A 26,331-nucleotide genomic window follows, 5' to 3' on the forward strand; every position below is an offset into this window, starting at 1 on the left:
ATGATTGTTTTTTTCTGGCTTTTCGTTTTATTTGTATCACTTAAGTATATACGTACTTGTGTAAAATTACTGTGAATTTTTCAGTAATTAATAGTTAATTTGGTAATTAAAGTTATTTTTTATACTATTTAAAATATTTATTCAGTAAATTTTCCATTGCAAAATAGAGTATGTTTGCATATTTTTATCTGCAATTAAGACAATCTATAAAAAAAATTAATTTAAAATCTAGCAATAGTTGAAAACAACATCGAAAAGTTTTATTTGCTTGTTTACTGCTAACAAGATATGATGATCCCCAGTCGAAATAATTCTACATTTCGCCTCTAAAAATATAAAAAACTTTTTTCCTTGGCAAAGAATAAGTTTGGTATTTTTAGTAGAAAAATTTTATTGAACACAGTCAGGGTTGCACTTTTGAATTGTGCAATTACTAGTGATTTAAACCGACTATGCTATTTTTGGGAATTCTCTGGATGACATCCTGGATTGGTTCTTTCTTGTCGTTGAGCGATAACTTATCACCAAGTTGGAATACAAAGATAACTCCGACAGAAACTGTAAGCAATTTAGGTAATTTGGTAAGTAAACATAACCCATTGGATGTGCTGTCCCAGCAGCCGATAAATACTTGGAGCACTGCACTCATACCAACAAATTATTTGAAAATCAATTGGGGAACTCAGAAATCGCTATCAAACTTAGATAATTCAGTTAAATCTCCAACGCGGGTAGTTCAACATAGCAAAAAACAACTGTGCTATTCCCTGGTAGAGAATGCAGATAACCGCAATATCCTAGAAAAATCTATTCATTTTGCTTCTGCTGAATTGATTAAAACCAGGTCTTCACCAAGGAATTTTTTACCTGATAAAATCCTCGGCTCATTGCAAGATTTCTTCCGCTTCACTAATATGGCACAACAGAGTTTTAGTGCTGTCACCTCGCCAGTAATCTTAGTGCGCCGGGATCGGAAAAACTATGAGGTATGGGTAAATAACCGCGTGGTAGCGAATTTACCAAACGAAATGCAAGCAAAATCACTGCAAACACGTTTATCTCAACTAACAGCTTTACCCAATCTAGATGCTAACCAACTACGACCTGCTTTAGTTGATGGAATTCCGGCTTTAATGGCAGGTAATCGCTTTTTATTCGGGATTGAGAAGCAAATTTCTCGACAATTTAATCGTAGCGGTGATTTGTTAGCGATTGAGTGGATTAATAATCTAAGGAGTGCTTTTCAAGTGCCAACATTGACACTTTTAGAAGCACAAAGAGAGATGTATGGTTTGTCTGCTTCTAATGTCGCCATGTCTGGTTTAGCTTCGTGGTATGGTGGCTACTTCCACGGACGCTTAACAGCAAATGGGGAGAGATATAATCAAAATGAGTTGACAGTTGCTCATAAAACTTTGCCGTTTAATACCTATTTGCAGGTAACTAATTTAAAGACAGGAAAAGCGGTAATTGTGCGAGTTAACGATCGCGGCCCTTACATTCCTCCCAGAAGTCTCGATTTATCGAGAGAAGCAGCCCGCTGCATCCAAAGTGAAATAGCTGGTGTAGTCCCCTACAAAGCGGTAATTTTGCACAGTAAACAGCCCACAATGACATTAAATCCAGCAAACTTAAAAACTGATAAGCTCAAGCCAAGAAAACAACTAGCATTAGTCGCTGATTTTTAATTAAAATGTTAGCGATCGCTCATCACCAATAACTTATTGCTAATGGTTAATTGCATTCATAGCCATTAAGCAATTACCATACCGTAGAGTTTATCGCTGTAGGTAAAACATTATGGCAGAATTGCCAGAGCTAAAACAGTTTGGGAATCATTTAATTCTCGGTATCTCCGGTACTAAATTAAGTGAAGAAGATAAACGCGCACTCAGTGAATTACAACCAATTGGGGTGATTTTTTTTGCCAAAAATTTTCTAGATGGTACCCCTTATGACATTTGGCTACCAGCCTTTCGGGATTTGATCGCGCAAATCAGACAATATGCAGAACGCGACGCCATGTTTATGACTCTGGATCATGAAGGTGGTCGCGTTTTTCGCACACCACCACCCATAACGCGATTTCCTTATGCTTTCCTGCTGCGATCGCGTGCCCGCGAAGTAGCAAAAGCAACAGCAACTGAACTAAAATCACTAGGTATCAATTTATCTTGGGCGCCAGTCGCTGATATCTACTCCAACCCACAAAATCCTATAATTGGCCCTCGGTCTTTTGGCACTACTCCCGCCGCTGCAGCCCAAGGTGCTCTAGAATATTACCTGGGACTACAAGAAACTGGGATTCTCGGTAGCGCCAAACATTTTCCTGGTCATGGAGACACGAGTAAAGACTCTCATATCGAGTTACCGATTCTGGATTTAACTACAAAAGACCTGCAAAATCGGGAACTGATACCATTTCAAGCGCTGATTGCGGCACAGATACCTTTAATCATGACTGCCCACATCCTCTTTCCGCAAATAGATGCTGATGTTCCAGCAACTTTATCACCAATAATTCTCAATGGTATTTTAAGGCAGGAATTGGGTTTTCAGGGGGTGGTGGTATCTGACGATTTGGATATGCAAGCCGTTTCAGACATGTTTATGCAACCAGGAACGGTAGCGCGGTCAATGAATGCGGGTTGTGATTTATTTATTGTCTCACGCAACATCAATTCATCATCAATTGAGCGCACATATCAAATAGCTAGAGATTTTGTTAATTCTCTTAGTCATGGAACTTTAAGGGAGTCAGTAGTAACTGCAGCCAGGACAAGAATTGAAAATTTACTGGCGGTGACACCGCAACATCTTGTCCATAATTTAGACCAAGATACTTTCAAAAAACATGCTGAGTTAGCGATCGCTTGTTCTTTCCCAGAAGTTGGGGTATGAGTTAATCAAGATTAATACGGCTTTTCCAATATTCAGGTTCTCGAGAACAATGCATCACTGCTAAAATCAAAATGTAGTCCGGCTCAATTGTGTAAAGAATTCCGTAGGGAAATCTGCGTGTCATACAACGGCGAACATCTTCATCAATCACAGTGTAGCGAGTAGGAGATTCTCTAATCCGGTAGATTGCATCCTCAATTGCATCAATAAAAGCCTGTGCTACCTCTACTCTTTGCTGACTATAATATTGAACCGCCTCAGAATATTCTGTGAGGGCTTGAGGATGAAAAGCATATTTAATCATTACTCAAGCAATTGTCTCACTTGAGCTAGAGCCTCCTCACCTGCGATGGTTCGTATAGAACCGTTCCTGATCTCATTGAGTCTTTTCTTGGCTTCAGCAGTCCAAGCTGCATAAATTTTTGGATCTGTGTCAAACTCCAAGCTTTCAACTAACATTTCAGCTATGACTGACCTAGACAAACTAGGGAGAGCGAGAAGTTCTGCTGTAAGTTGGTCAATTGATCGCATCACTTTGCATGGAATTGTGAATCATAGTCAGATTTTAACAAAAATCGCATAATCATTGTTCTTTGCGGATGCGACTGGCTCCAAAACGGCGAACATAGAGAGAGCCTACTTTCACAAACCAGATTTGTGCATCTGGATAACGAGCTTCCAGGCGTTTTGAGGCGCTAATTTCGTTAGTGTCGATTTCCTACGCGCCTGTTTCAACGTCGATGACTACAATTTTGCCCTGATTATCGGCTTCTACTTGTGGACGCACTTGGGATTCGTAAATTTCGTCACCGCGTCGAGCAAATTCCTCTTTGCTGTAGCGTGGTTGTTGCACGGTCATAATCTTCCTTTTTTCTAGAAAGCTAGGATTTTCCAAATATCTTTAATTTAGCACTAGCGATCGCTTGTTCTTTTCAATGAGAATTAACCATCAATTCGTCGTCGCAGAACTTCCAACAATCTTGTTAAAGTTTGAGGGAGGGGTGCTGTTACCTGAATATCATTTCCAGATAAGGGATGCTGCAGTTTGAGTCGCCAAGCATGGAGTGCTTGACCAGATAAATTCACCCCCACTGAACGACCAGAACCATAAACTGGGTCGCCAACAATAGGATGACCAATTTTCGCGCTATGGACGCGAATTTGATGGGTGCGTCCAGTTTCTAGTTGGAAGTGAATTAATGTGTAATTACCCAGGCGTTCTCGAATTTGCCAATGGGTAATCGCAGACCTTCCACCTTGTTCTATGGGGACAATTGCCATTTTCTTGCGGTCTTGGGGATGACGACCGATAGATAAATCTATGATACCACTTTCGGTTTTGGGCGCGCCATAAACTACACCTAAGTATTCTCGGCGTGCAGTTTTCGCTTGCATTTGTGCTTGGAGTTGTTGATAGGCTATGTCTGTTTTCGCGATCGCGATCGCTCCCGTTGTATCCTTATCTAAACGATGGACAATTCCTGGCCTCTGCACACCGCCAATTCCTGGTAAATTTGGACAATGTGCCAATAAAGCATTGACTAATGTACCATCAGCGTGTCCAGGTGCAGGATGGACAACCAAGCCTGCAGGTTTATTCAAGATCAATAATTGGTCATCTTCATAGAGAATATCTAAAGGGATATCTTGAGGTTGTAATTCCAAGGGTTGCGCTGCTGGGATATCCACAAAAATGCGATCGCCCACTTTGACATTGATTTTTTTAGTGGTACAAACGTTACCATTAAGTTGCACCTTACCCTGTTCGATTAATTGTTGAATGCGAGAACGAGATAAATCCGGTAATTCTTCAGCCAGGTAGCGGTCTAAACGCTCTCCTGTTTGTGCGACTAGTAAACTAAATTCGGTGAGCATAGGATTAGGGAAGAGGGAGACTACTGGATAAAACCGATTTCCTCAAGCCTGACTCAACTCGACAATATTTCCATCTGGGTCTTGAGTAAACAGAGCCGCACGACCGGAAGCGCTAGCTTGGATCAGATAATTTTGGTTAACTAACTCCTGTTTAGCGACGTCTAGGTCAGCAACCGAGAAGGCGATGTGGGGGTTGCGTCCCCATTTTTCGTTTGGGTTCTCTGTGGGGACAGATGATGCAACTATCAAGTGAATTTGATATTCACCAACTTGATACCATGCACCAGGATATTTCAAGGCGCGGTTTATTTTGGATAAGCCTAATATTTTACCATAAAAGTGTTCAGATTGTTCTAGATTAGTAACTAGAATTGCTGTGTGGAGACTTTGAGTAATCTGCATTGTCAATAAAATGCGATCGGGTTCATTTAGATTCTGACTTATTTATCCTGAAGGGGAGACGAAATAAGCTACAATATAGATTCAATAAGCTTCATGGCTCTTAAACCTTGTTGATAATGCTTCCACTTATTACGATTAATTCTCATTAATTGTGTGACTAAATCAATACAGCTATCCTTGAAATGTACCCATGTTTGACCATATAAGCCGATATAAAAACTACTGTGTCTCCGTTGAGAACGACTCCTTTCTTTAATCCGAGCTATATATTTTTGGATTCCTTTGCGTTTAATAAGTTGACCATTAATTGTTGCAGAGGTGTAAGCGATCGCTATCAACAAAACTAGAGAAATAAAACGTTCACCTTGAACATTAGTGTTTTCTAAGTTATAGCCACCTGTTTTGAAATCTCTAAACATTTCTTCAATATCAAATCGCTTTTTGTAAGCAGCAATTGCTGACTCTAGGGTGTCAAAATTTGTTAAAATAAACCATGCTTCTTTGGGTGCTACTCCGTTAATTTTACGTTGCCACTTACCAGCCACATTAAAACTGATAAAACCCTGAGTCTTTGTTACCTTAACTCCCTTGATAAAAAAAGATACTCCAGGAGTTAATCCTAAACTGCTTAACTCCATAAACATATCTTGTTTAATTTCTACAAATTCATTCTTTTCAATCGCAAACAAAAATATACATCCTTGCTCTGAAGGTACTTTGCTAGTTTTACCGAGCAAAATTCTCTATCCCCCAACACACAGATTTTATAATCTTTCAATATTGCTATAACTGGCGATAATATTTTCTGCTGTTCCGTGAGATTACTACTACCTAATTTGGGCAGCAAACTAAAATATATTGGTATGGCTCTTTTATCCCAAATCACGCTGACCATTAATAAGTTTATCCGACTCCAATTAGTCCTATCAATTGCTATATAAATAATTTTTTCATTCTGGAAGTAGTTTGCTATTAGTTCTTGAATAATTGGCAACCAAACTTTTTCAATTGTGAGATTTGGTAATGATAAAAATCTTTGTATTCTTTTTCTTCTGCTTTCAAATTTAATTCCCAAAGGTAGCGCATTCGCTAATTTTTCTAAAGTTACTTCTTTGATTGACTGCAACAGATGTATCAAAATTTTTAGCAACAGATATTCTGCTAAACTCAATTGACTTTTTAAGTGCTTTTGGTACAATATAGCTAACATTATCATTAAGTAGGTCTTATTGACAAAACTAGACCTACCTTTTTCTATCACAAAACGCTACCCATCTTATACACCAAGCTTTTTAGGCTGTTTCGTCTCCCCTCCAGCTTATTTATCACACCCATAGCAAAAGATTTATGTACCAGTTGTCTAAGTCCTGCAAATGACCACTAACAAATGACAAATTATGGATGCTCAATTAAGTAGTAATGAAATTAATGTGGCGCGGGAAGTTTTGCAAGATTACGCCCCCGCACAGTACGCACTGGATGTTTTGCAAAAACATAACGGTAATTGTGACACCTCTGTCGATGAATTGTGGATGAATCAAAATGGATTGATGGTAATGTCAGAGGGGAAATCTCTTTGGCAGTCAACGCTAAAAGTATTGCGTCAAGAACTTTGTGGTGATGATGGCTTTCGTAGTCAACTGAAAGAATACACTAAAAATCCTGGAAGTACGTCTTTGTTGACAGGATTAATTGTTTCTTTAGTTGGTGTGGCTTCGTCTTATGGCGTACCGATTGATCCTGCTATTGCCACTGTTGTAGTTTTATATATCTTAAAAATAGGACTCAATATATTTTGTGACTATACTGACCCAGTTAGTGATAAGGCTGCAACTCTTTTATTGAGTGACCAATAGTATTTTGAGCACCCAAGTTTAGCTGATTGTCGTCAGCTAGTAACTTGGGTTAATAGCAGTTGCCTAAAGAGCATTGACTATGAGACAATTATTCATCATTTACTTAGACATACTTGCAGATTCAGTAAACATTTAAAACAACAGCTAATTAATTCATCATAGGTGCCAGTCTATAGGTTTTAAATTCACGATAGTAAGTACTGAGTTTGCAATGGAGTAGTGGCGCAACAGGGCGGGTTGAAAGTGTTTCTTTCATCTGCTGGAATTAGCACATTTCTCCTAAATTTATGTTTTTAAAACAATTTCAGTGCTTATCTCTACATCACAATGGAATACCAAGTATTAGATCGGATTTTTAATAAATCTTCATTTTTGCGAAAATTTGGACGTTTAGAGCTAAATGAAAATTTTTGCATCCTAGATATATCTGAACAAGTGGAAAGATTCAGCGGTGTTCCTGAAGAAATAAGACAAGGAAAAGATATCCGACTCGGCTTTCCTGAATTTATGGGGTTAGAAGATATTTTCATATCTATTCTCAAGGGTGAAGAGCAAATTTTTGCATTAGAAGGAATTAGAAGGCGTTCTGCAAATCAAACAGATACTTATATAGATATATATATTATTGGTGAACAAAGAGCAGTAAATTCAGAAGATAGGTTAATCATTTTCATTGAGAATGTTACAGAAATCACGGCTTTAAAACAAGCGCTATCTCGAAGAGCGAATGAAGCCAATCAGTTATCCAATAACTTAAAATCTTACAAAAGTTATATGGAGCAAGTTATCACAACAATGGCAGATGCTTTGTTGGTAACAAATAATGCGGGAAAAATCAAAAAAGTTAATGTTGCTGCTCAAAAATTATTAGGTTTTAGTGAAGCCGAATTACTTGGTCAGCCAATATCATTAATTATTGATGATTATCAATTTGTGGAAAATGCGATCAAACAACACTCACTATTTCAACAATATTTCCAGAATATAGAAGTAGTTTGTCGTAATAAAAAGCAGGAAAAATTATTACTGGCTTTTTCTTGTTCAGTGATTCAAAAAAAGGTCAAAGGTTTAGAAGATATTATTTATATCGGTCGAGATGTGACGGCTCGTCAGCGGCGAGAACAGCGCATTTGTGCTCAGTATGCTATTAGCCAAATTTTAACAGAGTCACAAACTATCAAGCAGGCAATTCCGAAAATTTTACAGGCAATTTGTCAAACACTGGGATGGGATTTAGGGGAATTATGGACACCAAGCCAATATATCGCTCAACCTGTACAACAAGATAATATGGATGCAGTGCTCAGGTGTGTAGAAATTTGGTCAAGTCGAGTAGTTTCGGTGCGAGAGTTTAAAGCAATTACTTGGCAAACTATTTATAAACCTGGCGCGGGATTACCGGGGCGAATTTGGGCGAGACGTTCTCCTCACTGGATCAATGATATCACCCTTGACCATGATTTGCGGCGATCGCCAGCCGCAGATGCAGCCGGATTACATGCAGCATTTGGTTTCCCTATTTTAGATGAAGGTGAAATCTTGGGCGTAATGATTTTTTTCTCTAGGGAAACACTACCAAAAGATGTGGAACTGCTACAAATGATGGTGTCTATTGGTAGCCAAATTTCCCATTTTGTTAAACGTAAACAGGCGGAGTTCGCTCTCAGAGAAAGTGAAGAAAGGTATCGAGATTTATTTGAAAATGCTCATGACATGATTCAATTTGTGAATGTATACGGTAGCTTTCTTTACGTTAATGATACCTGGAAACAAATTTTAGGATATAATCAAGCAGAAATTGCCAAGATGAATGTGTTTGAAATCGTCCATCCCGATTTTCAACAAAACCTCAGAGAAAACTTTTATCGCGTGATGTCAGGCGAAAAGATAGAACCGATTCAGACTGCATTCATGACGAAGAATGGGCAAACAATTATTTTAGAAGGGCAGATTAATTGTAAATTTGTTGAAAATCAGCCAGTAGCAACCAGAGGCATTTTTCGCCAAATTATCGGGACATTGACTACTCAGACAACACTAAATCATCAACCAGAATCAGCAACACAATCGTTACAGTCAAAAAAATTTCACGTTTCCCAGCTAGTCAACAACGAAATTACAGTTTTAGTTGCAGATATCGTCGGGGTGACGGAAATAGCTCCTAGGGTGAATGCAATGCAACTTGCTAATCTACTCAATGCTATTTTTTCATCTTTTGATCGGTTGATGACACAGTATGGTTTAGATAAACTTTCCACAACTAATGATGCTTATATAGTCTATGGTGATTCGTCCACTCACAAATTAGATCATGCTCAAGCGATCGCTCAAATGTCTCTAGATATGCAAACAGCGATCGCTATTTTTAACGCTGAGAATCACCAAAATTTTCATCTACGCATTGGTATTCATAGCGGCTCTATAAATGGGGAAATTGCTGATGGTTCCTGGAAAAACATAGTAAATACAGCGAAAAAAATAGAATCACAAGCTTCGCCAGGACAAATATTTGTCAGTAACGATACCCATCAACGCCTACGCACAAAATTTCGGTTAGAAAAGCGCTCCATCATGGCGATTAACGAGCAAGAAACAATCACTACCTATCTATTCACGGGGAAAAAATGACGCCAACAAGACACTCTGCATGTACACTGGTATCTCATGGTAGCCGCGACCCACGCCCAGGAATGGCGATGGAGCAATTGGCAGATTTGATCAGACAAAAACTACCGAGTCATGACCAAAAAAAACTAGTGGGTGTAGCCTACTTAGAACTTGCTTTGCAACCTTTGCATGAACAGATTACAGATTTCGCTCGCAGTGCTTTCGAGGCTGGGTGCGATCGCTTAAAAATTATACCCTTGTTTCTGTCCCCAGGGGTGCACGTGACGCAAGACGTGCCCGCAGAGGTCGCCTTGGCGCAACAAACTCTGCGTCAAGATATCATCATTAATCTGCAACCATATTTAGGTAGTCACCCCTCCTTAGCTAACTTACTCATCCAGCCAATAACCGCTAAAAATAGTGTCCCGTGGATATTATTAGCTCATGGTAGCCGTCACCCTGACGCCCAACAATTTTTAGAAACATTAGCCGCTAAATTGGGAACGTCTCTGGCGTATTGGTCGGTATCTGCTAGTTTAGAATCACGAGTCAAAGAGTTGATCGCTGCAGGTAATAGAGAAATTGGCATTTTGCCATACTTTTTATGCCCTGGTGGCATAACTGATGCGATCGCTGTGTATGTAGAGACGCTAAAATTACAGTTCCCCAGTGTTAATTTTCATCTAGCTGCACCTTTGGGCGCGAGTGTGGAATTAGCCGAGCTAATTTGGGATTTGATCAATAAATGAACCGCACAGATAAACAGGAGTAAAAATTTTTGGGAAAGGTTTATTTAGTAGGTGCGGGTCCCGGAGATCCGGGGCTATTGACACTCAAGGGAAAAGGTTTACTAGAATGCGCTGATGTGGTCATTTATGATGCTTTAGTCAGTCCGGCGATTTTGAAAATGATCAATCCCCAAGCCGAGCAAATCAACGCCGGGAAACGCATGGGGCGACATTCACTGCTACAGGAAACCACAACTCAACTCCTCATTGATAAAGCCCAAGAACACGCTATAGTTGTGCGACTCAAGGGTGGCGATCCATTTATTTTTGGTCGCGGTGGTGAAGAAATGGCAGAATTAGTCAACGCTGGCGTACCTGTAGAAGTTGTGCCCGGTATCACATCGGGTATTGCTGCGCCAGCCTATGCAGGTATTCCCTTAACTCATCGCCTGCACAGTTCTTCAGTAACTTTTGTGACTGGACATGAAGCTGCAGGTAAGTATAAACCTCAAGTGAATTGGAGTGCGATCGCCCACGGTTCGGAAACGATTGTCATTTACATGGGAATTCACAATTTACCATACATCGTCGAACAGTTAACTGAAGCAGGCTTGAGCGGGGAAACACCGATTGCTTTAGTGCGTTGGGGTACACGACCAGAACAAGAAGAATTGATTGGTCAATTAGAAACGATTGTTGAGCAAGTCGAGCAAGCTGGATTTGGCGCACCAGCGATCGCCGTCATTGGCTCTGTAGTTAATCTGCACAGTATTTTGTCTAGTTATCGCCCAGTTTAGACTATAACGCCAAGACGTCAATCAACTAGCCATGACAAAACGCTGAAAAGTTTGCTGTGCAAATTTCTTTTTTTCATACTTCAGCGTTTTTGTACTACGATTTCATGCCGTAATTTTAACTAATTGTCGTTCATAAAAAAAGACAATTGTTACCATAATTTAAAACATTAGTTCAGCATAATTTTTTACAAAAATAACAGTAAAGTACTGAATTAAAATTTTAGGAATGTGCAAAAATATGCAAATAAACCTTTGGCAGAGCTAATTGCAATTCAAGCAATTGGCGACTTGATCATTTATTGCATCTACTATTTTATACATTAGATATGCGTACAGATCGAAAATGGAATTTACTGAGAACCTCAATGGGTGGACAGCGGGAAGCGCCGAAGCCAGTTTACTACATCGAATTGCCACCCAAATTCAGCAATCAATACAACTTCCCGAAATACTGACAACTACGGTTGCAGAAATCAGGGCGTTTTTGGGCACAGATAGGGTGATGGTATATCGGTTTGACGCCGATGGTAGCGGTGAAGTCATCGCCGAGTCCATCAACCAGCAGCGCCTTTCCCCACTCCTAGGGCTACACTTTCCGGCTGATGATATTCCTCTAGAAGTGCGAGAGACATTTTTGAGGGCTAGACAGCGTTCAATTGTGAATGTGGCTAGTGGGAGGATTGGGTTATCACCGCTAGCTAGTCCCACCACCGGTCAATCTTTGAGTAGTGAAAATCTTTACTATCGAACAGTAGACCCTTGCCATGTGCAATACTTGACAGCAATGGGCGTACAGTCTTCGCTGGTAGTGCCAATGTTACACCACGACGCCACGGTGCACACCGCGAAACCGCGACTGTGGGGATTACTCATCTCCCATCACAGCGAAGCCAGAACAGATTTACAGCGTGATCTACAGATAGTACAGCAAGTAGCCGATCAGTTAGTCATTGCGATCGCCCAAAATCATCTACTCATCCACAACCGAGCTGAACAACAACGCCAAGCAATCATTGACCGAGTTACAACCCTATTACATTCACTCCCGACAATCCAATTACAACCCGCACTCACAGCAGCTATTACCGCTTTTGAGGGCATAGGTGGAAGAATTTACCTAAAAAATACTGCTGAATTATACACTTGTGGTGAACAACCGAGATTGAGTGATGTACCTGAAAACACCGTCATTGAGGAGCATTCTCTGTGGGAAGACTGGATAAATGAGTGTAAACAAGGTAACATCTGGGCCATTACTGACCTCCATCAAGAACCCCATTGGCAAATTTTAGCGTCCCTATTTCAATCTACCCAGATTCGGGGGATGCTGATGATTCCCCTTACTGTTCGACAAAATTTTGTCGGTATTTTTACTATTTTTAGTAGAGAATTTGATACCGAAATTTTGTGGGCAGGACAGCGTGATGCTAATAACAAACAACAGTTAACTCAACTTTCCTTTGCACCTTGGTTAGAGCACAAAAAACAGCAAGCGCCAGAGTGGAAACCGGAAGAAATCGCCTTAGGATGCGCTTTAGCTCATCAATTTGCTGTTGCTATTCACCAACAACAAACGCACCAACAGTTACAAGTATTGAATACAAACTTAGAACTTCAAGTGCAAGAACGCACAGCCGAATTGCAGCGGTCTTTAAATTTGAGCCAGATAATTAAACAAGTTTCCGACCAAATACGCAGCAATCTCGACTACAAAATTACCCTGCAAACAATCGTCAATGAAGTACGGAAAATACTGCAAACAGACCGCGTATTAATTTATCAAATTTTCGATAATTTACGAGGTGAAGTAATTGTCGAAGATGTAGACGATAATTTACGCTCAATCATCGGTATGGTCGCACCAATAGAATGCTTTCCTGATGAATATGCTCGTCTTTATTTGCGGGGAAGAATCCGGGCGATTAACAATACAGCCACGGCGGATTTAAGTCCTTGTCATCAAGAATTTTTACAGAGTCTGCATATCCAAGCTAACCTCATTGTCCCCATTAAAATAGATGCACAATTATGGGGATTAATTATTGCTCATGAATGTTACGCTCCCAGAAATTGGCAGGATGTAGAAATTGATTTGTTACAAAAGCTAGCAGAAGAAGCAGCACTAGCGATTAAGCAGGCACAATTATTTGAAAATAGCCGAATAGCAGAATCTGTAGCCGCAGGACAAACTCAACACTTGGTACACGCTCTCGACGAAATCCAGCAAGCGCAACTATTTAAAACAGAAAAAATGTCAAGTTTAGGCTTGTGGGCGCTGGGTGTAGCTCAAGAAATCAAAAATCCTGTTAATTTCATCTACCGGAATTTATCTCACACCAATGAATATACACAAGAACTGCTACAACTTTTGCGCCTCTACCAGTCTTATTATCCTTACCCAAATAACGAAATTAGGCATCAAACGCAAGTAATTGATTTAGATTTTCTCCTAGAGAATTTACCAAAAACTCTCTCAGAAATGCAAACACAAGCCGAGCGCATCAACTCAATGGTGTCATCATTACGCAATGTTTCTTACCGAGAACGAGCTGCGATTAGACCTGTCAATCAAGAAGAGGTAACTTAAAACACATATAGCTTTGTTAGGTCTAATATCAAAACCCCTCTCAAAAATGAGAGGGGTTAGATAAAGTCTTTTGTTAAAATTTGCCCTTGTAAATTTAGAACACGCTCATAATGGTGATGATGCCGGCGCTGGTCAACATGATTAAAGCGCCCATGACTATAGATTTGCCAAACTGCTCTGGAGATTTTGAATTATTCATGTTAATAAAATTCCTTTTTCATCTGAGGATTCTATTAACAATATCAACAGCCTTCTCATATATCCATACAATCACCATAAAAGTTAAAGTTCCGTAAAGTTTCTTAGTAAAAACTAGTGTGTTTACAGCATTAAAAATATTTTTTCTTGAAGCACAAATATTAGTATTATTTTTTACTTACTGTTGAGGAAATTACAAATCCCTGATATCCGAGCGAGATAGGAGGCTTTATATGTACCTAAATGCGGTAAGATAAACATGATTAAAGCTAAATCAGCATTTGAGTAAAAAATTATCATGACAGCTTCCACGATCTCTAGACACCAAACCAGCGATTTTGACTTAGAACTCTTAAATCAAAAATTTGAAACCGCTACTCCCAAAGAGATATTAGCGTGGTGTATCGACAATATCCCTACGCAATTGGTGCAAACCAGCGCCTTTAACGTGGATGACATGATAATTACCCATATTCTTTACAGCGAACTGAAACATCCAGTCCCCGTAATCTTTCTAGACACTCTCTACCACTTCCCCCAAACTTTAGAACTAGTAGCCAAAACTAAAGAAGTCTACAACCTAGATTTAAAAACCTACAAAACTCCAGATGTAGACAGTCGGGAAGCCTTCAGCGCCAAATATGGCGAAGCGCTTTGGGATCAAGATATTAGCCAATTCCATCAGATTACAAAAATTGAACCACTGCAACGGGGTTTAGACGAACTCAACACCGTCGGTTGGATCACTGGTAGACGCCGTGACCAAGCTGTTACCCGTGCTAATATGCCAGTATTTGAATTGGACGGCAAAGGACGCTTGAAACTTAATCCCCTAGCTGCTTGGACACGTCAACAAAGCTGGGTTTATGTGGCTGAACATGGTGTAATTTACAACCCCCTCCACGACCAAGGTTATCCCAGTATTGGTGATGAACCCATCACTACTAAAGTTGGAGAAGGTGAAGACGAACGCGCCGGACGTTGGCGGGGAACAGGTAAAACCGAGTGTGGAATCCACATTTAGTGACCTGTCGCCAAAGTTTTGATAGGTTCGTAGTCAGGACTTTAGTCCTTGAATATGAAAGCGCTAAAGTGCTGACTACAAACAGATTCACTTATTAGATTCACGCAGCCTCTTGAATCTTTTTTATTTACCGCTGCGTATTTGTGACAGGGTTTGAGGTAACTGTTGTATTTGTAGCCAAATATCTTGAGGCGTAATCCCAAAACCCACTTGTAATATAACAAGCGTTGCAGCTAATAAGACTGCTGTTTTGAAGGTTGTTTTAATCACCTTCCAGAGGATGACAAAGACGATCCACGCTATGATGAGGGTGAATATCATAAATATAAATTAATCAAAAATTACTCTTGTTTGATAGGGTAGTGATTAAGAAACGGTAAACAGTTCTTTTAATAACTTAACTTTTTGATGAGGACTGCACCTCAGGATCATAGCTGAAAACGCTACAAAAATTCAGCTAGCACAGAACTTTTTAATAAATCTCCATAAATAATTTCTATTTGTTGGCATTGCCCATTACTCATATGACAAGGCTGAGGGTGGTTTGGTTAACTCCCCATCCTCACCAGTGTCTGATGAATAACTCCCTATTTAGCGCAGAGAAATAATCTGCGGGGAATGTTCTAGAGATTCAGTAGCGATTAAAACTTCTTGTCGTGCCCATTTATCTGCAGTCAAAATGTCATTTAAAGAAGGATTTATTCGGTTATCTTGTTGATGGCGATCGCACACCCATTCGATACAACGGGGAATATCTAAAAATCGGATTTTTTCGGCTAAAAATAAGGCTACAGCTTGCTCATTAGCAGCATTTAAAACTGCCGGCATTGAACCACCAGCCCTACCCACTGCATAAGCCAACTGCATACAAGGATACTTTTGGTGATCTGGTTCACGGAAAGTGAGATTACCTGCTTTCACTAAATCCAGCCGTTCCCAATCAGTATAAATGCGATCGGGCCAAGACAGCGCATACAGCAGGGGTAGGCGCATATCAGGCCAGCCGAGTTGGGCTAAAACTGAGGTATCTTGTAGCTCAATCAGCGAATGAATAATACTTTGGGGATGGATGACAATCTCGATGTTGTCGTAATCTAAACCGAACAAGAAATGAGCCTCGATTACTTCCAATCCTTTATTCATCAAAGTAGCTGAGTCTACAGTGATTTTGCGCCCCATCGACCAGTTGGGATGCTTGAGGGCGTCAGCCACTGTCACTTCTGCTAACTTGGATACATCCCAATCTCGGAAAGCACCACCAGAAGCAGTCAGCAAAATCTTTCGCAGTCCACCTTGGGGAACGCCTTGGAGACACTGAAATATGGCGGAATGTTCTGAATCTGCTGGTAGCAATTTTACGCCATGTTTTTCAACTAAGGGCAAAACCACGGGGCCGCCAGCGATGAGAGTTTCCTTATTCGCCAAGGCGATATCTTTACCAGCTTCAATGGCGGCGATGGTTGGTAACAATCCAGCACAACCAACAATACCAGTAACCACCGTTTGGGCATCACCATAACGAGCCACTTCTATGACTCCCGCTTCACCAGCCAGTAAAATCGGTTGGGGATCAAGGTCTTTGATAGCAGCTTGCAGTTGAGGCAGTTTTTCTTCTGACCAAATCGCTGCTATACTCGGTCGGAACTGTCGAATTTGACTAGCTAACAGTTCCACATTACTTCCTGCTGCTAATCCCACAATCCGAAACTGATCTGGGTATTGAGCAACGATATCTAGGGTCTGAGTACCAATAGAGCCAGTAGAACCAACAAGAGTAATCGCTTTCACAATTGCTTAGGGATTTACAGACAACTCTCACTATAAATTGCTGCGGACTCCTTAATTAAGCTTGAGGATATTTTATTTTGGCAGGGGATAGGATATTCGCTAGTTTCTAGCCCCTATCCCCTATTTCCTATCCCGTGTCGCCAATGACAAATAGCCAATTTACTAGTTATGTTTTTGTTTAGTTTATTATCAAGATTGATAGCAGAGTGTGAGGTGTCGAATGTTACTTAGGAATATTGTGTTCCCGGCCATAAGTCAGAGGATGCACTAAGGAGTCGGTGAAAAACTCAAGCTTATGGCAAAAGTTCATGTAGTTGTAACAAAAATTTTATGGAAAAATGAGTTCCTCTTTCCTGTAGCAATTTGGTTTTTCAGCAGAATATTCATCTGGACTGTGATGTTGCTGGTTGCGCCCTATGTGTCGGCACAATTAGGAGGAACTCTACCCAGTTTTACTTCAGCGGTTTTCCATGCGTGGGATATTGTCCATTACAAATCAATCGTCACTTCAGGGTATGAATTCATTGATGATGGCAATCAACATAATCTAGCTTTTTTTCCGCTATTTCCCTTGAGTATCTGGGTTTTAATGCGGCTGGGTTTGCCGTTTGAAGTTGCAGGTACGTTGGTAAATAATGTAGCATTTTTGGCAGCACTTTATTATTTGTACTACTGGGTCAAAGAACATCACGGTATCAATGCTGCTCAGTGGACTGCTATTGTTTTGGCTTGGTGTCCAATGTCTTTGTTTACCGGGGTGATTTATACGGAGGGGTTGTATTTATTTTTAAGTACGGCGACTTTGCGGGCTTTTGATCAGCAGCAATATGGCTGGACTGCTTTCTGGGGTGCATTGGCGACAGCAACCCGTCCTACAGGGATGGTATTGATTCCAGCATTGGCGATCGCCGCGTGGAAACAACGTAGACCACCTGTTGCTTATGTTACAGCTTTGGCGACAGCTACAGGGGTACTTCTATTCAGTCTTTATTGTGCCATGGATTTCGGCCATCCTTTAGCTTTTATTCATGCACAGCGGGGTTGGCGTCCTTCTCTGGGGTTTGATTGGCAAGGTTGGTTGAATATGGTGATGCAGATTCCCCTGGGGACGACAAATTGGCAATATGGCTGGGTTGCAGATTCCTTTGGCGGGATTAAAGACCCGTTGTATCTTCTGTTGTTTAGCAGCGTTATTACTAGTGGTTATGCTTTATGGCACTTCCGCAAACATTTGAATTCTACTAGGTTGGTCTATGGCTTTTATGGTTTGATGGGATTTTTACTAATTTTGGCAGACCAACAATTAATCAACAACTTGCTTAACACTTTAATGGTTTTGGGTGGCGGCTATTTATTGTGGCGCTTACGTCGGGAACTTACGCCAGTCACAACTATCTATGGTTTTTGTGGTCTGGGTCTACTGTTAGCTTCTGGAGGTACAATCTCTTTAAGCCGTCTAGCTTATGGTATTGTCTCTTTGTGTGTAGCTTTAGGCATCTTACTATCTCGCCGCCCTCAACAAGGATGTTTGATATTAGGCTTGTTTGTCATATTACTTACCAAGTTATCTGTAGGTTTTGCCCAAGAACTTTGGGTGGGTTAGACATTAAGGATTAAAAGTTGAGAGTGAGTAGTGAAGAGTTACTAGCTACTCACTCTTAATTTTTAATTATCTTCTTTTACAACCGTATTCTCTGATAAGATACCTGATTGTAATCCCCATAACAAACAAGAATGCTGGTGGTTTGCCTGCATAATGTTTTGCCCTACAACAGATAATGTTCATGAATAAAACTGCAGAAAATAGATTATTAAAAACTAACTTTAAAAGGGTATTAAAGTCTCTCAAATATCCAATTGTTAGATATTTAATTTTAAGCATTATCTTTGCTGTTTTTATTCGCTGGCTTTGTATTCCGAATAAGTCTGTTGATTATAAATATTTTCTCTCACCTTGGTATGATTTTATCGCTGCAAATGGTGGTTTTAGTGCTTTAAAAAATGGTTTTGCTGACTACACACCTCCTTATCTATACTGGATTTTGATAGCGTCTACTTGGCTTTCTGGATTGCCGAAAATTATGGCAATTAAGCTATTCGCTATGGTTACTGATTTTATTTGTGCATTTTTAGTTTACAAGATTGTCAAAATTAAATATCCCAGGGGTAAGAAACCAATTTTTGCTTTTATAGTAGTTATTTTAAGTCCAACTGTGATTTATAATAGCTCTCTTTGGGGTCAATGTGATGTCATCTACACCACTGGGTTAATTGCTTCTATTTACTTTTTGTCCATTCAAAAACAAATTCCCGCATTAATTAGTTTTGGTGTGTCGCTGTCTTTTAAATTGCAAGCGATGTTTTTATCACCTTTATTATTAATTTTATTGATTAAAAAAAGAATTTCTTGGTATTATTTGCCGATAGTGCCCATAACATATATAGCAGCAATGCTGCCGGCTTGGTTTGCAGGCAGACCAATGTCAGATTTACTGTTAGTATATTTTAACCAAGCTAATAAATATAAGGAGTTAGCTAAAAATGTACCCAATCTTTATCAATGGATTCCTAACAAATTTTATAATATTGCTGTTCCTATAGGTTTAGCATTGACTACGTTTGCTATTTGTTTCTTGGCATACATTGTTTATAAAAGCAAATTAAAAATTACACAAGATAGGCTGATATATTTAGCGACTTTATCAGTTTTATTCATGCCATATATTCTCCCGAAAATGCATGAGAGATATTTTTATCCGGCTGATATTTGTTCAATTATATTTGCCTTTTATTTTCCTCGCTATATTTGGGTAGCTATATCTGTGCAGATGGCATCATTTTTCAGTTATTTAGGAACTCCCCTATATATTCAAATATTTTCTATACCTTTGGGCTTGACACTTTTGTTTGTGGTGCGAAATTGTGACATGATTTATCGACAATCAAAAGCTGATATGGCTTTGGATATTGAGCGGGAATTATAGTATGAGCAGATGGATGGAAATCAGCAAGCAAATCGGCAGGTATAGTACTATTATTTTTCTAATTAGTATTAGTGCATTGATTTTATTTCTATCGAGTATCCTCAGACATGAGTTATTTAATTCATCAGGAGATTTAGCCTTTTTTGACCAAGGAGTTTATTTAATTAGTCAAGGAAAATTACCGTTTTCTTCTGTGCTTGGGTTTCATATTCTGGCTGATCACGCTGCTTGGATTTTATATTTCATAGCTTTGCTGTACAAAATCTACCCTAGCGTTTATTGGCTATTTGTAATACAGTCTGGTGCTTTGGCGTTGGGGGCTTTACCTACATATTTACTGGCGCTACAAGCAGGTTTAAAAGAAAGTCAAGCTGTAGCAATGGTGGTTGTTTACTTACTGTATCCGGTGGTGTATAACAGCAATTTATGTGATTTTCATCCGGATACAATCGCTGTTCCCGCGCTTTTGACAGCAGTTTTAGCTGCGAGGTCAAGAAAATTAGTTTGGTTTTGTGTGAGTATATTGGTGGTGTTGGGTTGTAAGGCTGTATTGGCGTTAACTGTAGTAGCGATGGGGGTGTGGTTACTATGTTTTGAAAAGCGCCGTTTATATGGTGCGATCGCTATTATTATTGGTGTATCTTGGTTCTTGGTTGCTAACTGGGTAATTATCCCTTATTTCGGTAACGAAGCAGCGTTAGTTAATCGTCATCTCTATCGTTATAGCTATTTAGGTAACTCGTTTTCTGAAACATTACAAATTCTTTTATCTCGACCAGAAGTAATTATTCAGAATATTTTTTCAGCAATCAACTTAGAATATTTAGTTTTTTTATTAGCACCTGTAATTTGGGGTTTGCATCTGCGATGCATGATACCGTTAATAGGAGCGATTCCATGTGTGGCGATCAATATACTTGCAGATCATCCCTCACAAAAGAATTTAGTTTTACATTACTCTTTACCAGCTATCCCATTTCTGATCTTAGCTCTCATCGCCAGTCTCGCAGCAGGTAAAGCATGGCTACAGCAAAAAAGATTAATTATTTTGTTTTCATTAGTGGGATTTTTAGCTCTAGGTAAGCTGGGATTTTTTACCTCCAGATATCTTAAAAGTTTAGAAAATTGGGGTGCTACAAAAGAGGCGAGCGCTCTCATTACAACTCTAGATAGTGTTTTTACTACCGATGTAATTACCCCTCATTTAACCCACAGAGAAATTATTAGTTATAAGTTGAACAACTTTCAATCATCTGATGAGTTGAACAAATTTAATTATATATTACTGAATATTCGTTATCCTGGTTGGGCTGCAAGTGCTGAATCTTATCAAAACTTAGTTAATTTTTTAAAAAATCAGTCAGAATATAAATTGCAATATCAACACGATGATGTTTATTTGTTCACTAAGCAGTCAAGATGAGAATTAGTCTATTTACCAGCATGAAAGAAAAGTTCTGTAATATACATTGTTAGCACTAATAGGTAGAATCAATCAGTGTAAATCCTTGAGCTTCTCCTTTAATTTTACTATTACTGAGATTTATCTTTGGCAAAGTGTCTTGATCTAATAATAAATAAGATTTCTTCTCTAGCATTTGTCGTAAAACTTCTAAATTCGCAGTAGTCACCTTGCAATCACTATAAAAGTCTAAACTAGGGCGATTATAAGCAAATGAAGTATAGATTTGTGTTCCTGGGGAGACGTGCTGACGAATTAATTCTGCAACTGGTTTAACTCTAAAGGCTTCATTTAATTCCCAAATCCAAGATTGAGAACTAACAAACAATAATAAAACTAGATACATACCTGAAAAGAGAGCCAGAATAAAATTGCGATCGCTCTTTTTCATCAACCATGCTACTACACCCATACTTATTGTCAAAACCACACTCATAATAATTAATATAGGTTGAGGTTCGGCGATAATAAAGTACGCACAACCACCTAAACTAGCAATAGCGATGATAGCTGTAAATAACGTTAAAATTAAGCTTTTAAACTGATTTCGCTGCCAAATTTCATGCAAATTAGCTCCAACTGCTAACGCTAAAAATGGGTAAACTGGTATTATATACCAAGGTAATTTTGTACCCATTATAGAAATAGTTCCTAGATAAATTATTGTACCGACTAAAATTAAACTACCCCAGCTAGTTTGACGTTTTTTTAATGCTAAATACAGTCCTCCAGGTAAAAACAATAGCCAAGGAAAACTATATTTAAGTAACTCAATTAAATAATACCAGGGCGGCCCGCTATGTCCTTCTACAGCTTGTCCCAATCGATTAAAAGATTGGTCTTGAAAATGCACTGCTAAAAAAGTGTTACCATAGTGTTGCCACTGTGCTACATACCAAGCGATCGCTGGAGCATTTCCTAACAACATTCCCAACCATAAATAGGGATTTTTTAACAAAAATAATTGTCTATTTACCAGCAAAAATATCCCAGCGATTCCTCCCAATACCAAAACTAATATACCTTTAGTCAAGGTGATTAACCCCAAACAAAATCCTGCACCTAAAGCGTATTTTTTATCTTCTTTAGCTTTTAATAAACAAAATAATAATAATAATAAAAAACTAATTGTTATCCCATCTAACATTGCTAATCTACCGTGACGTACCACGGGTAGCATTGTTAAATAAACTAGTGCTGTAAACAAAGCTGGTAAACTCTGATTAAAAACTAAACGCCCCACCAAATAAAGTAAAGGAACTCCCAAACTTGTTAACACAGCGCCGGGAAATCTCGTAGTAAATTCTGAGATTCCACCAATTTGATAGCACAATGCAATTAACCACTGCATCAAAGGTGGTTTTAATATAAATGGTTCGCCTTGGAGGGTAGGATAAATCCAGTTACCGTAGCGATAAATTTCTCTGGCGACAATAGCATAAGTACCTTCATCCCAGTCGCGCAAGGGTAAATTACCTAAAAGTATGAGGAACATAATCCCAGATGCAATTAATAAGGCTAATAACCATTGTTTTTCCTTAAACAGATGCATACTCCTCACCCAGATTACTTTTCAATTAACGTAGAAATATAGAACTTAATCCATGTTTTAAAAATGGATTATTGGTAGAAATTTCATAATTTTGGTTACAGTTTTTAAGGTTTTTAATTCTGGGATATCTGGTCTAATTTTTTCTGCTACTATGAGATTCTGTTCAGCTTGTGTAGGATGAAAGTTATACAAATGTACAAAAGCTAAATAAAGCCATGCATAAGGATTTTGTGCATCATATTTAGTTATTTCAGTTAAATTCTGGATTAATTCTGGAACTTGACGGCGCAAAAGTTGTGATAATACAAGAGTGTAGCGTCTGTTTAAGTTATTTGGTTCTGTTTGCAAGCGATAATTAGCTGCTAATTCAATTTGTTTTAAATAATCTTGCGTAGGATCGTATTGATTGAAGTTGTCTATCTGTGCAAAAATATTATCTAATTTACCTTGTTGTAACTCTACCGCTAATTGTGACATGCGGGAAGGTAAATCTAGCGGTGGCGATTTTTCTATTTTTCCTTCATCTGTCACTTTGACGGAGATATTAGGAATATTTAAAGGTGTGATTTGAAAATTTCGTCTATCTAAATAAAGTGCTGATAATTGATATGTTCCTAGGGGTAGTGTCTGAGGAATAAATGTAGCGATCGCTTCTGTGACTCGAAATTTTCCTTGAGGTTGACATTTCAGTCCACAGTATACATTACCCAGGGCGATCGCATGATCATGATACCAAGATGATTTGTCATTCTGCCACTTTAAAAGCAATAAGCCATTTTGCAAATCTTCCCATGAACCTGTTATTTGATAACTCACAGGATTATTTTTACCTACTACGACTTGATTAGAAATTACCACTTTTTCTAAAGTAATTGGTACATGCTCACCAGCTAATTTGTCGATGACTACATCGGGATTTTTTCTGTCATATATTCTTAATTTATCATTATTAGGTAATTCCCACTCACCCCGTAGTTGTAACTCAGGTGAAGATTCCACCAAAGATTTTAATTTCCGTTTAGCTTCCCCCCTTTCTCCAGGCTCGTCTGGTTCATTATCTCTAGTAACATACCAAGGAAAATACAGTAAATCTTGCTCAACTTGAGATAATTTGGTTGTGAGTTTTCTCCCATATACGCGAAAATCGGCTAAAGTACCAAAATAATCTAGAGTAAACTCATTAACTTGTGGTGTGGAAACCGGAATTACTCCTAAAGTTGTCCTTAAATATGGATTAGTTTCGTTAATCTTATCTATTAATTGATCCAGAGGATATTGTTTCGCTTCGTCATTAGGTAAATGTTTTCCACCCCAGGCTTGAATTAGCGGTAAAGGGAACAAATTATTGAGTAACACAATCAAACCGATGATGAGAGTTCCTAATCTTAGGCTCTCAAAAAACCTGTTTTCAATTAAATTAAAAAAGTCACTTAAAATCAAACTAATTATCGGCAAGCATGGCAAAATAAATCTAACATCTTTGTTTGTAGCCAGAGAACAAATTATATAGCTACTTATGAGAGAAAGTAATAACCAATTTCGAGCCGATTTTCTTGGATAACCTGGAATTGAATCACTATTACGCCGATATTTAATTAGATAAATTAATAAAATCCCTATACTCACAGATAATATCGGCAAACCGACACTTTCTGGTAGCAGTTGGGGATAAAATAGCCAACCAGCAATAGTTGTGAAAGCCGGATCACCCTCACTTCTCCCAACTTGATTAGCATTCAACGCAGAAGTAATAATTGTTAGCCAATTTAAACCATACCAAAAGCTAGCAATGAACCAAGCTAAAATTAAACATAAACCCGTTTGCAATAGTTTGAGAAATTTACCGTTTTTGATAAAGTTAATTAATGTCCAAATTCCGGGAATTAAAATAAAAATAAATCCTGTAGGTTTAGCCAGCATAATTAAGCCAATACCACATCCCAAAATTGGAGTTAATATCCAGGATAAAAAAATCTCATTTTTGTCTTTCCAAATTGTTAAAATGGTGAAGGTGAATATAACAACTGCCGTCAAACCATAGTCTAATAAATAATCTGTCCGCATAATTCCTAATATGGGAAATAACAAACAGAAGATGCTAGCAGTTATGCCTATTTTTCTACTTTTAAATAAATAACTACCTAGATGATATACAGATAGTATAATTATGGCTGTATACAATAAATTAACTAAACTTGCTTGATTATATCCTCTACCAAATAATAAGAAAAACGGTACAGTACATATGTAGACAAAAGGAGCGCGATAGCTAGGGGTTAATTGCCATAAAGATAACCACCAATCACCAGAGAAAAGATTAAAGTCTTGAAATATTCTGTAATGATGTAATGCTGTGGTTAGGTGTGCGCTTTGGTCATAAAATGGGATAGATTGATTACCAAAAAACCATGTGACATCAATTATTAATCCAGCTAACCAGACGATTAATAATATGATATAGTCCTGTTGAGGAGGAGAGTTTTTGAAATAATTCATATATAAATGTTTATGCAAATAAATTTTCCGAAAATAGTAACTTTCACTGTCGATAACACAAACTTTAAATGTGTGATTAAATCAACAAACCTCAATTAAGAATTTCCTACAAAATCAACAATAACAGTGAATCAGCCTATCTACTCCCTAGTCATTCCCATTTATAATGAAGAGGAAAATCTTACAGAATTATATCGTCGTCTGATTAACGTGATAGAGCAGTTAGATGGCGAGGCTGAATTGATTTTAGTTGATGATGGTAGCCGCGATCGCTCTTTGAGCATGATTCGCCAAATCCATCAGCGAGATAGTCGAGTACGCTACCTCAGTTTTGCAAGAAATTTTGGTCATCAAATCGCTGTGACAGCAGGATTAAACTTTGTCCAAGGACAGAGTGTCATCGTCATGGATGCTGACTTGCAAGATCCTCCAGAACTGGTTTTAAAGATGATTGCACAATGGCAGCAAGGCTATCAAGTAGTTTATGCTCAACGTTTATCTCGAAAAAAAGAAAGCTGGTTTAAACGCTTTACTGCTTATGCTTTTTATCGTATTCTCAAAGTGCTAGCTAATGTGGATATCCCTGCTGATACAGGCGACTTCTGCTTGATGGATCGGCAAGTAGTAGATATTCTCAACGCCATGCCTGAGCGTAATCGTTACATTCGCGGCTTACGTGCTTGGGTAGGGTTCCGTCAAACCGCAGTACTTTTTGAACGAGATCCCCGTTTTGCTGGTACTGTTAAATATACCTTCGGAAAGTCGTGGGCATTAGCCGTTGATGGAATCATTTCTTTTTCCAAAGTCCCTTTAAGAATAGCAACTTACATGGGAATGCTATCAGCTAGCATTGCCTTGTTAATGATCATACTAATATTATATTGGCGCTTATTTGAACCAAGTACACCCTTAATTGGCTACACATTAATTACAGTTGCTATGTTTTTTATGGGTTCGGTACAATTAATTTGTATTGGTATTTTAGGCGAATATATAGGTCGTATCTATGAAGAAGTCAAAGGACGCCCAATTTACACTTTAAAGGAAACTGGAGGAATAAATAATAAATAGACC

At 38.7% G+C, this 26,331-nt stretch carries 21 protein-coding genes and 1 pseudogene; 12 read left to right on the plus strand and 10 right to left on the minus strand.

Annotation, left to right across the window (positions count from 1 at the left end; genetic code table 11):
• Nucleotides 1-452: 452 nt before the first annotated feature.
• Nucleotides 453-1,688 carry a septal ring lytic transglycosylase RlpA family protein gene (locus MIC7126_RS0109360; protein WP_017652877.1) on the plus strand — a complete coding sequence of 412 codons (1,236 nt, stop codon included), beginning with the start codon at nt 453-455 and terminating at the stop codon, nt 1,686-1,688.
• 112 nt (nt 1,689-1,800) lie between these two features.
• Entirely contained in the window at nt 1,801-2,901 is a 1,101-nt protein-coding gene (gene nagZ / locus MIC7126_RS0109365; protein ID WP_017652878.1) for a beta-N-acetylhexosaminidase, read from the plus strand.
• A gap of 1 nt (nt 2,902) precedes the next feature.
• Here the strand turns inward: nagZ and MIC7126_RS0109370 are convergent, their stop codons facing one another.
• The 6 genes and pseudogenes from MIC7126_RS0109370 to MIC7126_RS27335 all read right to left on the minus strand — a co-directional run bounded on the left by MIC7126_RS0109370 (nt 2,903) and on the right by MIC7126_RS27335 (nt 6,388).
• Nucleotides 2,903-3,202 (minus strand): type II toxin-antitoxin system RelE/ParE family toxin, encoded by a 300-nt coding sequence (locus MIC7126_RS0109370; protein ID WP_026100141.1) that lies wholly within the window; start codon nt 3,200-3,202, stop codon nt 2,903-2,905.
• A gap of 2 nt (nt 3,203-3,204) precedes the next feature.
• Nucleotides 3,205-3,432: an addiction module protein gene (locus tag MIC7126_RS0109375; RefSeq protein ID WP_017652880.1), complete on the minus strand. Its 228-nt coding sequence runs from the start codon at nt 3,430-3,432 to the stop codon at nt 3,205-3,207.
• Between the two features lie 187 nt (nt 3,433-3,619).
• A complete protein-coding gene (locus MIC7126_RS32425; protein WP_017652881.1) occupies nt 3,620-3,760 on the minus strand; it encodes a hypothetical protein in 141 nt (46 codons plus the stop codon).
• A gap of 83 nt (nt 3,761-3,843) precedes the next feature.
• Entirely contained in the window at nt 3,844-4,776 is a 933-nt protein-coding gene (locus tag MIC7126_RS0109385; protein ID WP_017652882.1) for an RluA family pseudouridine synthase, read from the minus strand.
• Between the two features lie 42 nt (nt 4,777-4,818).
• Entirely contained in the window at nt 4,819-5,178 is a 360-nt protein-coding gene (locus MIC7126_RS0109390) for a VOC family protein (RefSeq protein WP_017652883.1), read from the minus strand.
• A gap of 68 nt (nt 5,179-5,246) precedes the next feature.
• Nucleotides 5,247-6,388: pseudogene (locus MIC7126_RS27335) on the minus strand (IS4 family transposase).
• Between the two features lie 187 nt (nt 6,389-6,575).
• On the opposite strand from MIC7126_RS27335, the gene MIC7126_RS0109400 reads away from it, so the two are divergent.
• From MIC7126_RS0109400 to cysH, 6 genes are all read left to right on the plus strand, one after another.
• Nucleotides 6,576-7,034 carry a hypothetical protein gene (locus MIC7126_RS0109400; RefSeq protein WP_017652884.1) on the plus strand — a complete coding sequence of 153 codons (459 nt, stop codon included), beginning with the start codon at nt 6,576-6,578 and terminating at the stop codon, nt 7,032-7,034.
• A gap of 327 nt (nt 7,035-7,361) precedes the next feature.
• Entirely contained in the window at nt 7,362-9,662 is a 2,301-nt protein-coding gene (locus MIC7126_RS0109405; protein ID WP_017652885.1) for a PAS domain S-box protein, read from the plus strand.
• A complete protein-coding gene (locus tag MIC7126_RS0109410; RefSeq protein ID WP_026100142.1) occupies nt 9,659-10,390 on the plus strand; it encodes a sirohydrochlorin chelatase in 732 nt (243 codons plus the stop codon). Before MIC7126_RS0109405 ends, MIC7126_RS0109410 begins: the two co-directional genes overlap by 4 nt.
• A gap of 29 nt (nt 10,391-10,419) precedes the next feature.
• Nucleotides 10,420-11,166: a uroporphyrinogen-III C-methyltransferase gene (gene cobA / locus MIC7126_RS0109415; RefSeq protein WP_017652887.1), complete on the plus strand. Its 747-nt coding sequence runs from the start codon at nt 10,420-10,422 to the stop codon at nt 11,164-11,166.
• Between the two features lie 343 nt (nt 11,167-11,509).
• The gene (locus tag MIC7126_RS0109420) at nt 11,510-13,753 is read left to right on the plus strand and encodes a GAF domain-containing protein (RefSeq protein WP_017652888.1); all 2,244 of its coding nucleotides are present in this window, start codon (nt 11,510-11,512) and stop codon (nt 13,751-13,753) included.
• A 496-nt stretch (nt 13,754-14,249) separates the two neighbouring features.
• Nucleotides 14,250-14,975 carry a phosphoadenosine phosphosulfate reductase gene (cysH, locus tag MIC7126_RS0109425; protein WP_017652889.1) on the plus strand — a complete coding sequence of 242 codons (726 nt, stop codon included), beginning with the start codon at nt 14,250-14,252 and terminating at the stop codon, nt 14,973-14,975.
• Between the two features lie 123 nt (nt 14,976-15,098).
• Here the strand turns inward: cysH and MIC7126_RS31910 are convergent, their stop codons facing one another.
• Both MIC7126_RS31910 and dxr read right to left on the minus strand, forming a co-directional pair.
• Complete coding sequence (locus MIC7126_RS31910; RefSeq protein WP_017652890.1) at nt 15,099-15,296, minus strand: hypothetical protein; 198 nt, start codon at nt 15,294-15,296, stop codon at nt 15,099-15,101.
• Between the two features lie 270 nt (nt 15,297-15,566).
• Nucleotides 15,567-16,763 carry a 1-deoxy-D-xylulose-5-phosphate reductoisomerase gene (gene dxr / locus MIC7126_RS0109440; protein WP_017652891.1) on the minus strand — a complete coding sequence of 399 codons (1,197 nt, stop codon included), beginning with the start codon at nt 16,761-16,763 and terminating at the stop codon, nt 15,567-15,569.
• A gap of 295 nt (nt 16,764-17,058) precedes the next feature.
• On the opposite strand from dxr, the gene MIC7126_RS0109445 reads away from it, so the two are divergent.
• The 3 genes from MIC7126_RS0109445 (at nt 17,059) to MIC7126_RS0109455 (ending at nt 21,170) form a co-directional block, all read left to right on the plus strand.
• The gene (locus MIC7126_RS0109445; protein WP_017652892.1) at nt 17,059-18,366 is read left to right on the plus strand and encodes a mannosyltransferase family protein; all 1,308 of its coding nucleotides are present in this window, start codon (nt 17,059-17,061) and stop codon (nt 18,364-18,366) included.
• Between the two features lie 181 nt (nt 18,367-18,547).
• Complete coding sequence (locus tag MIC7126_RS0109450) at nt 18,548-19,747, plus strand: hypothetical protein (RefSeq protein WP_017652893.1); 1,200 nt, start codon at nt 18,548-18,550, stop codon at nt 19,745-19,747.
• Nucleotide 19,748: 1 nt separating this feature from the next.
• On the plus strand, nt 19,749-21,170 hold the full coding sequence (locus MIC7126_RS0109455; RefSeq protein WP_154655866.1) for a DUF2079 domain-containing protein: 1,422 nt from the start codon (nt 19,749-19,751) through the stop codon (nt 21,168-21,170).
• 55 nt (nt 21,171-21,225) lie between these two features.
• On the opposite strand, the gene MIC7126_RS0109460 is transcribed toward MIC7126_RS0109455, so the two are convergent.
• Both MIC7126_RS0109460 and MIC7126_RS0109465 read right to left on the minus strand, forming a co-directional pair.
• The gene (locus MIC7126_RS0109460; protein WP_017652895.1) at nt 21,226-22,761 is read right to left on the minus strand and encodes an ArnT family glycosyltransferase; all 1,536 of its coding nucleotides are present in this window, start codon (nt 22,759-22,761) and stop codon (nt 21,226-21,228) included.
• Nucleotides 22,762-22,818: 57 nt separating this feature from the next.
• Nucleotides 22,819-25,257 carry a hypothetical protein gene (locus MIC7126_RS0109465; protein ID WP_017652896.1) on the minus strand — a complete coding sequence of 813 codons (2,439 nt, stop codon included), beginning with the start codon at nt 25,255-25,257 and terminating at the stop codon, nt 22,819-22,821.
• 126 nt (nt 25,258-25,383) lie between these two features.
• On the opposite strand from MIC7126_RS0109465, the gene MIC7126_RS0109470 reads away from it, so the two are divergent.
• A complete protein-coding gene (locus MIC7126_RS0109470; RefSeq protein WP_017652897.1) occupies nt 25,384-26,328 on the plus strand; it encodes a glycosyltransferase family 2 protein in 945 nt (314 codons plus the stop codon).
• The last annotated feature ends 3 nt before the right edge of the window (nt 26,329-26,331 follow it).

The organism is Fortiea contorta PCC 7126, from assembly GCF_000332295.1.
In the GTDB taxonomy this organism is placed as follows: domain Bacteria; phylum Cyanobacteriota; class Cyanobacteriia; order Cyanobacteriales; family Nostocaceae; genus Fortiea; species Fortiea contorta.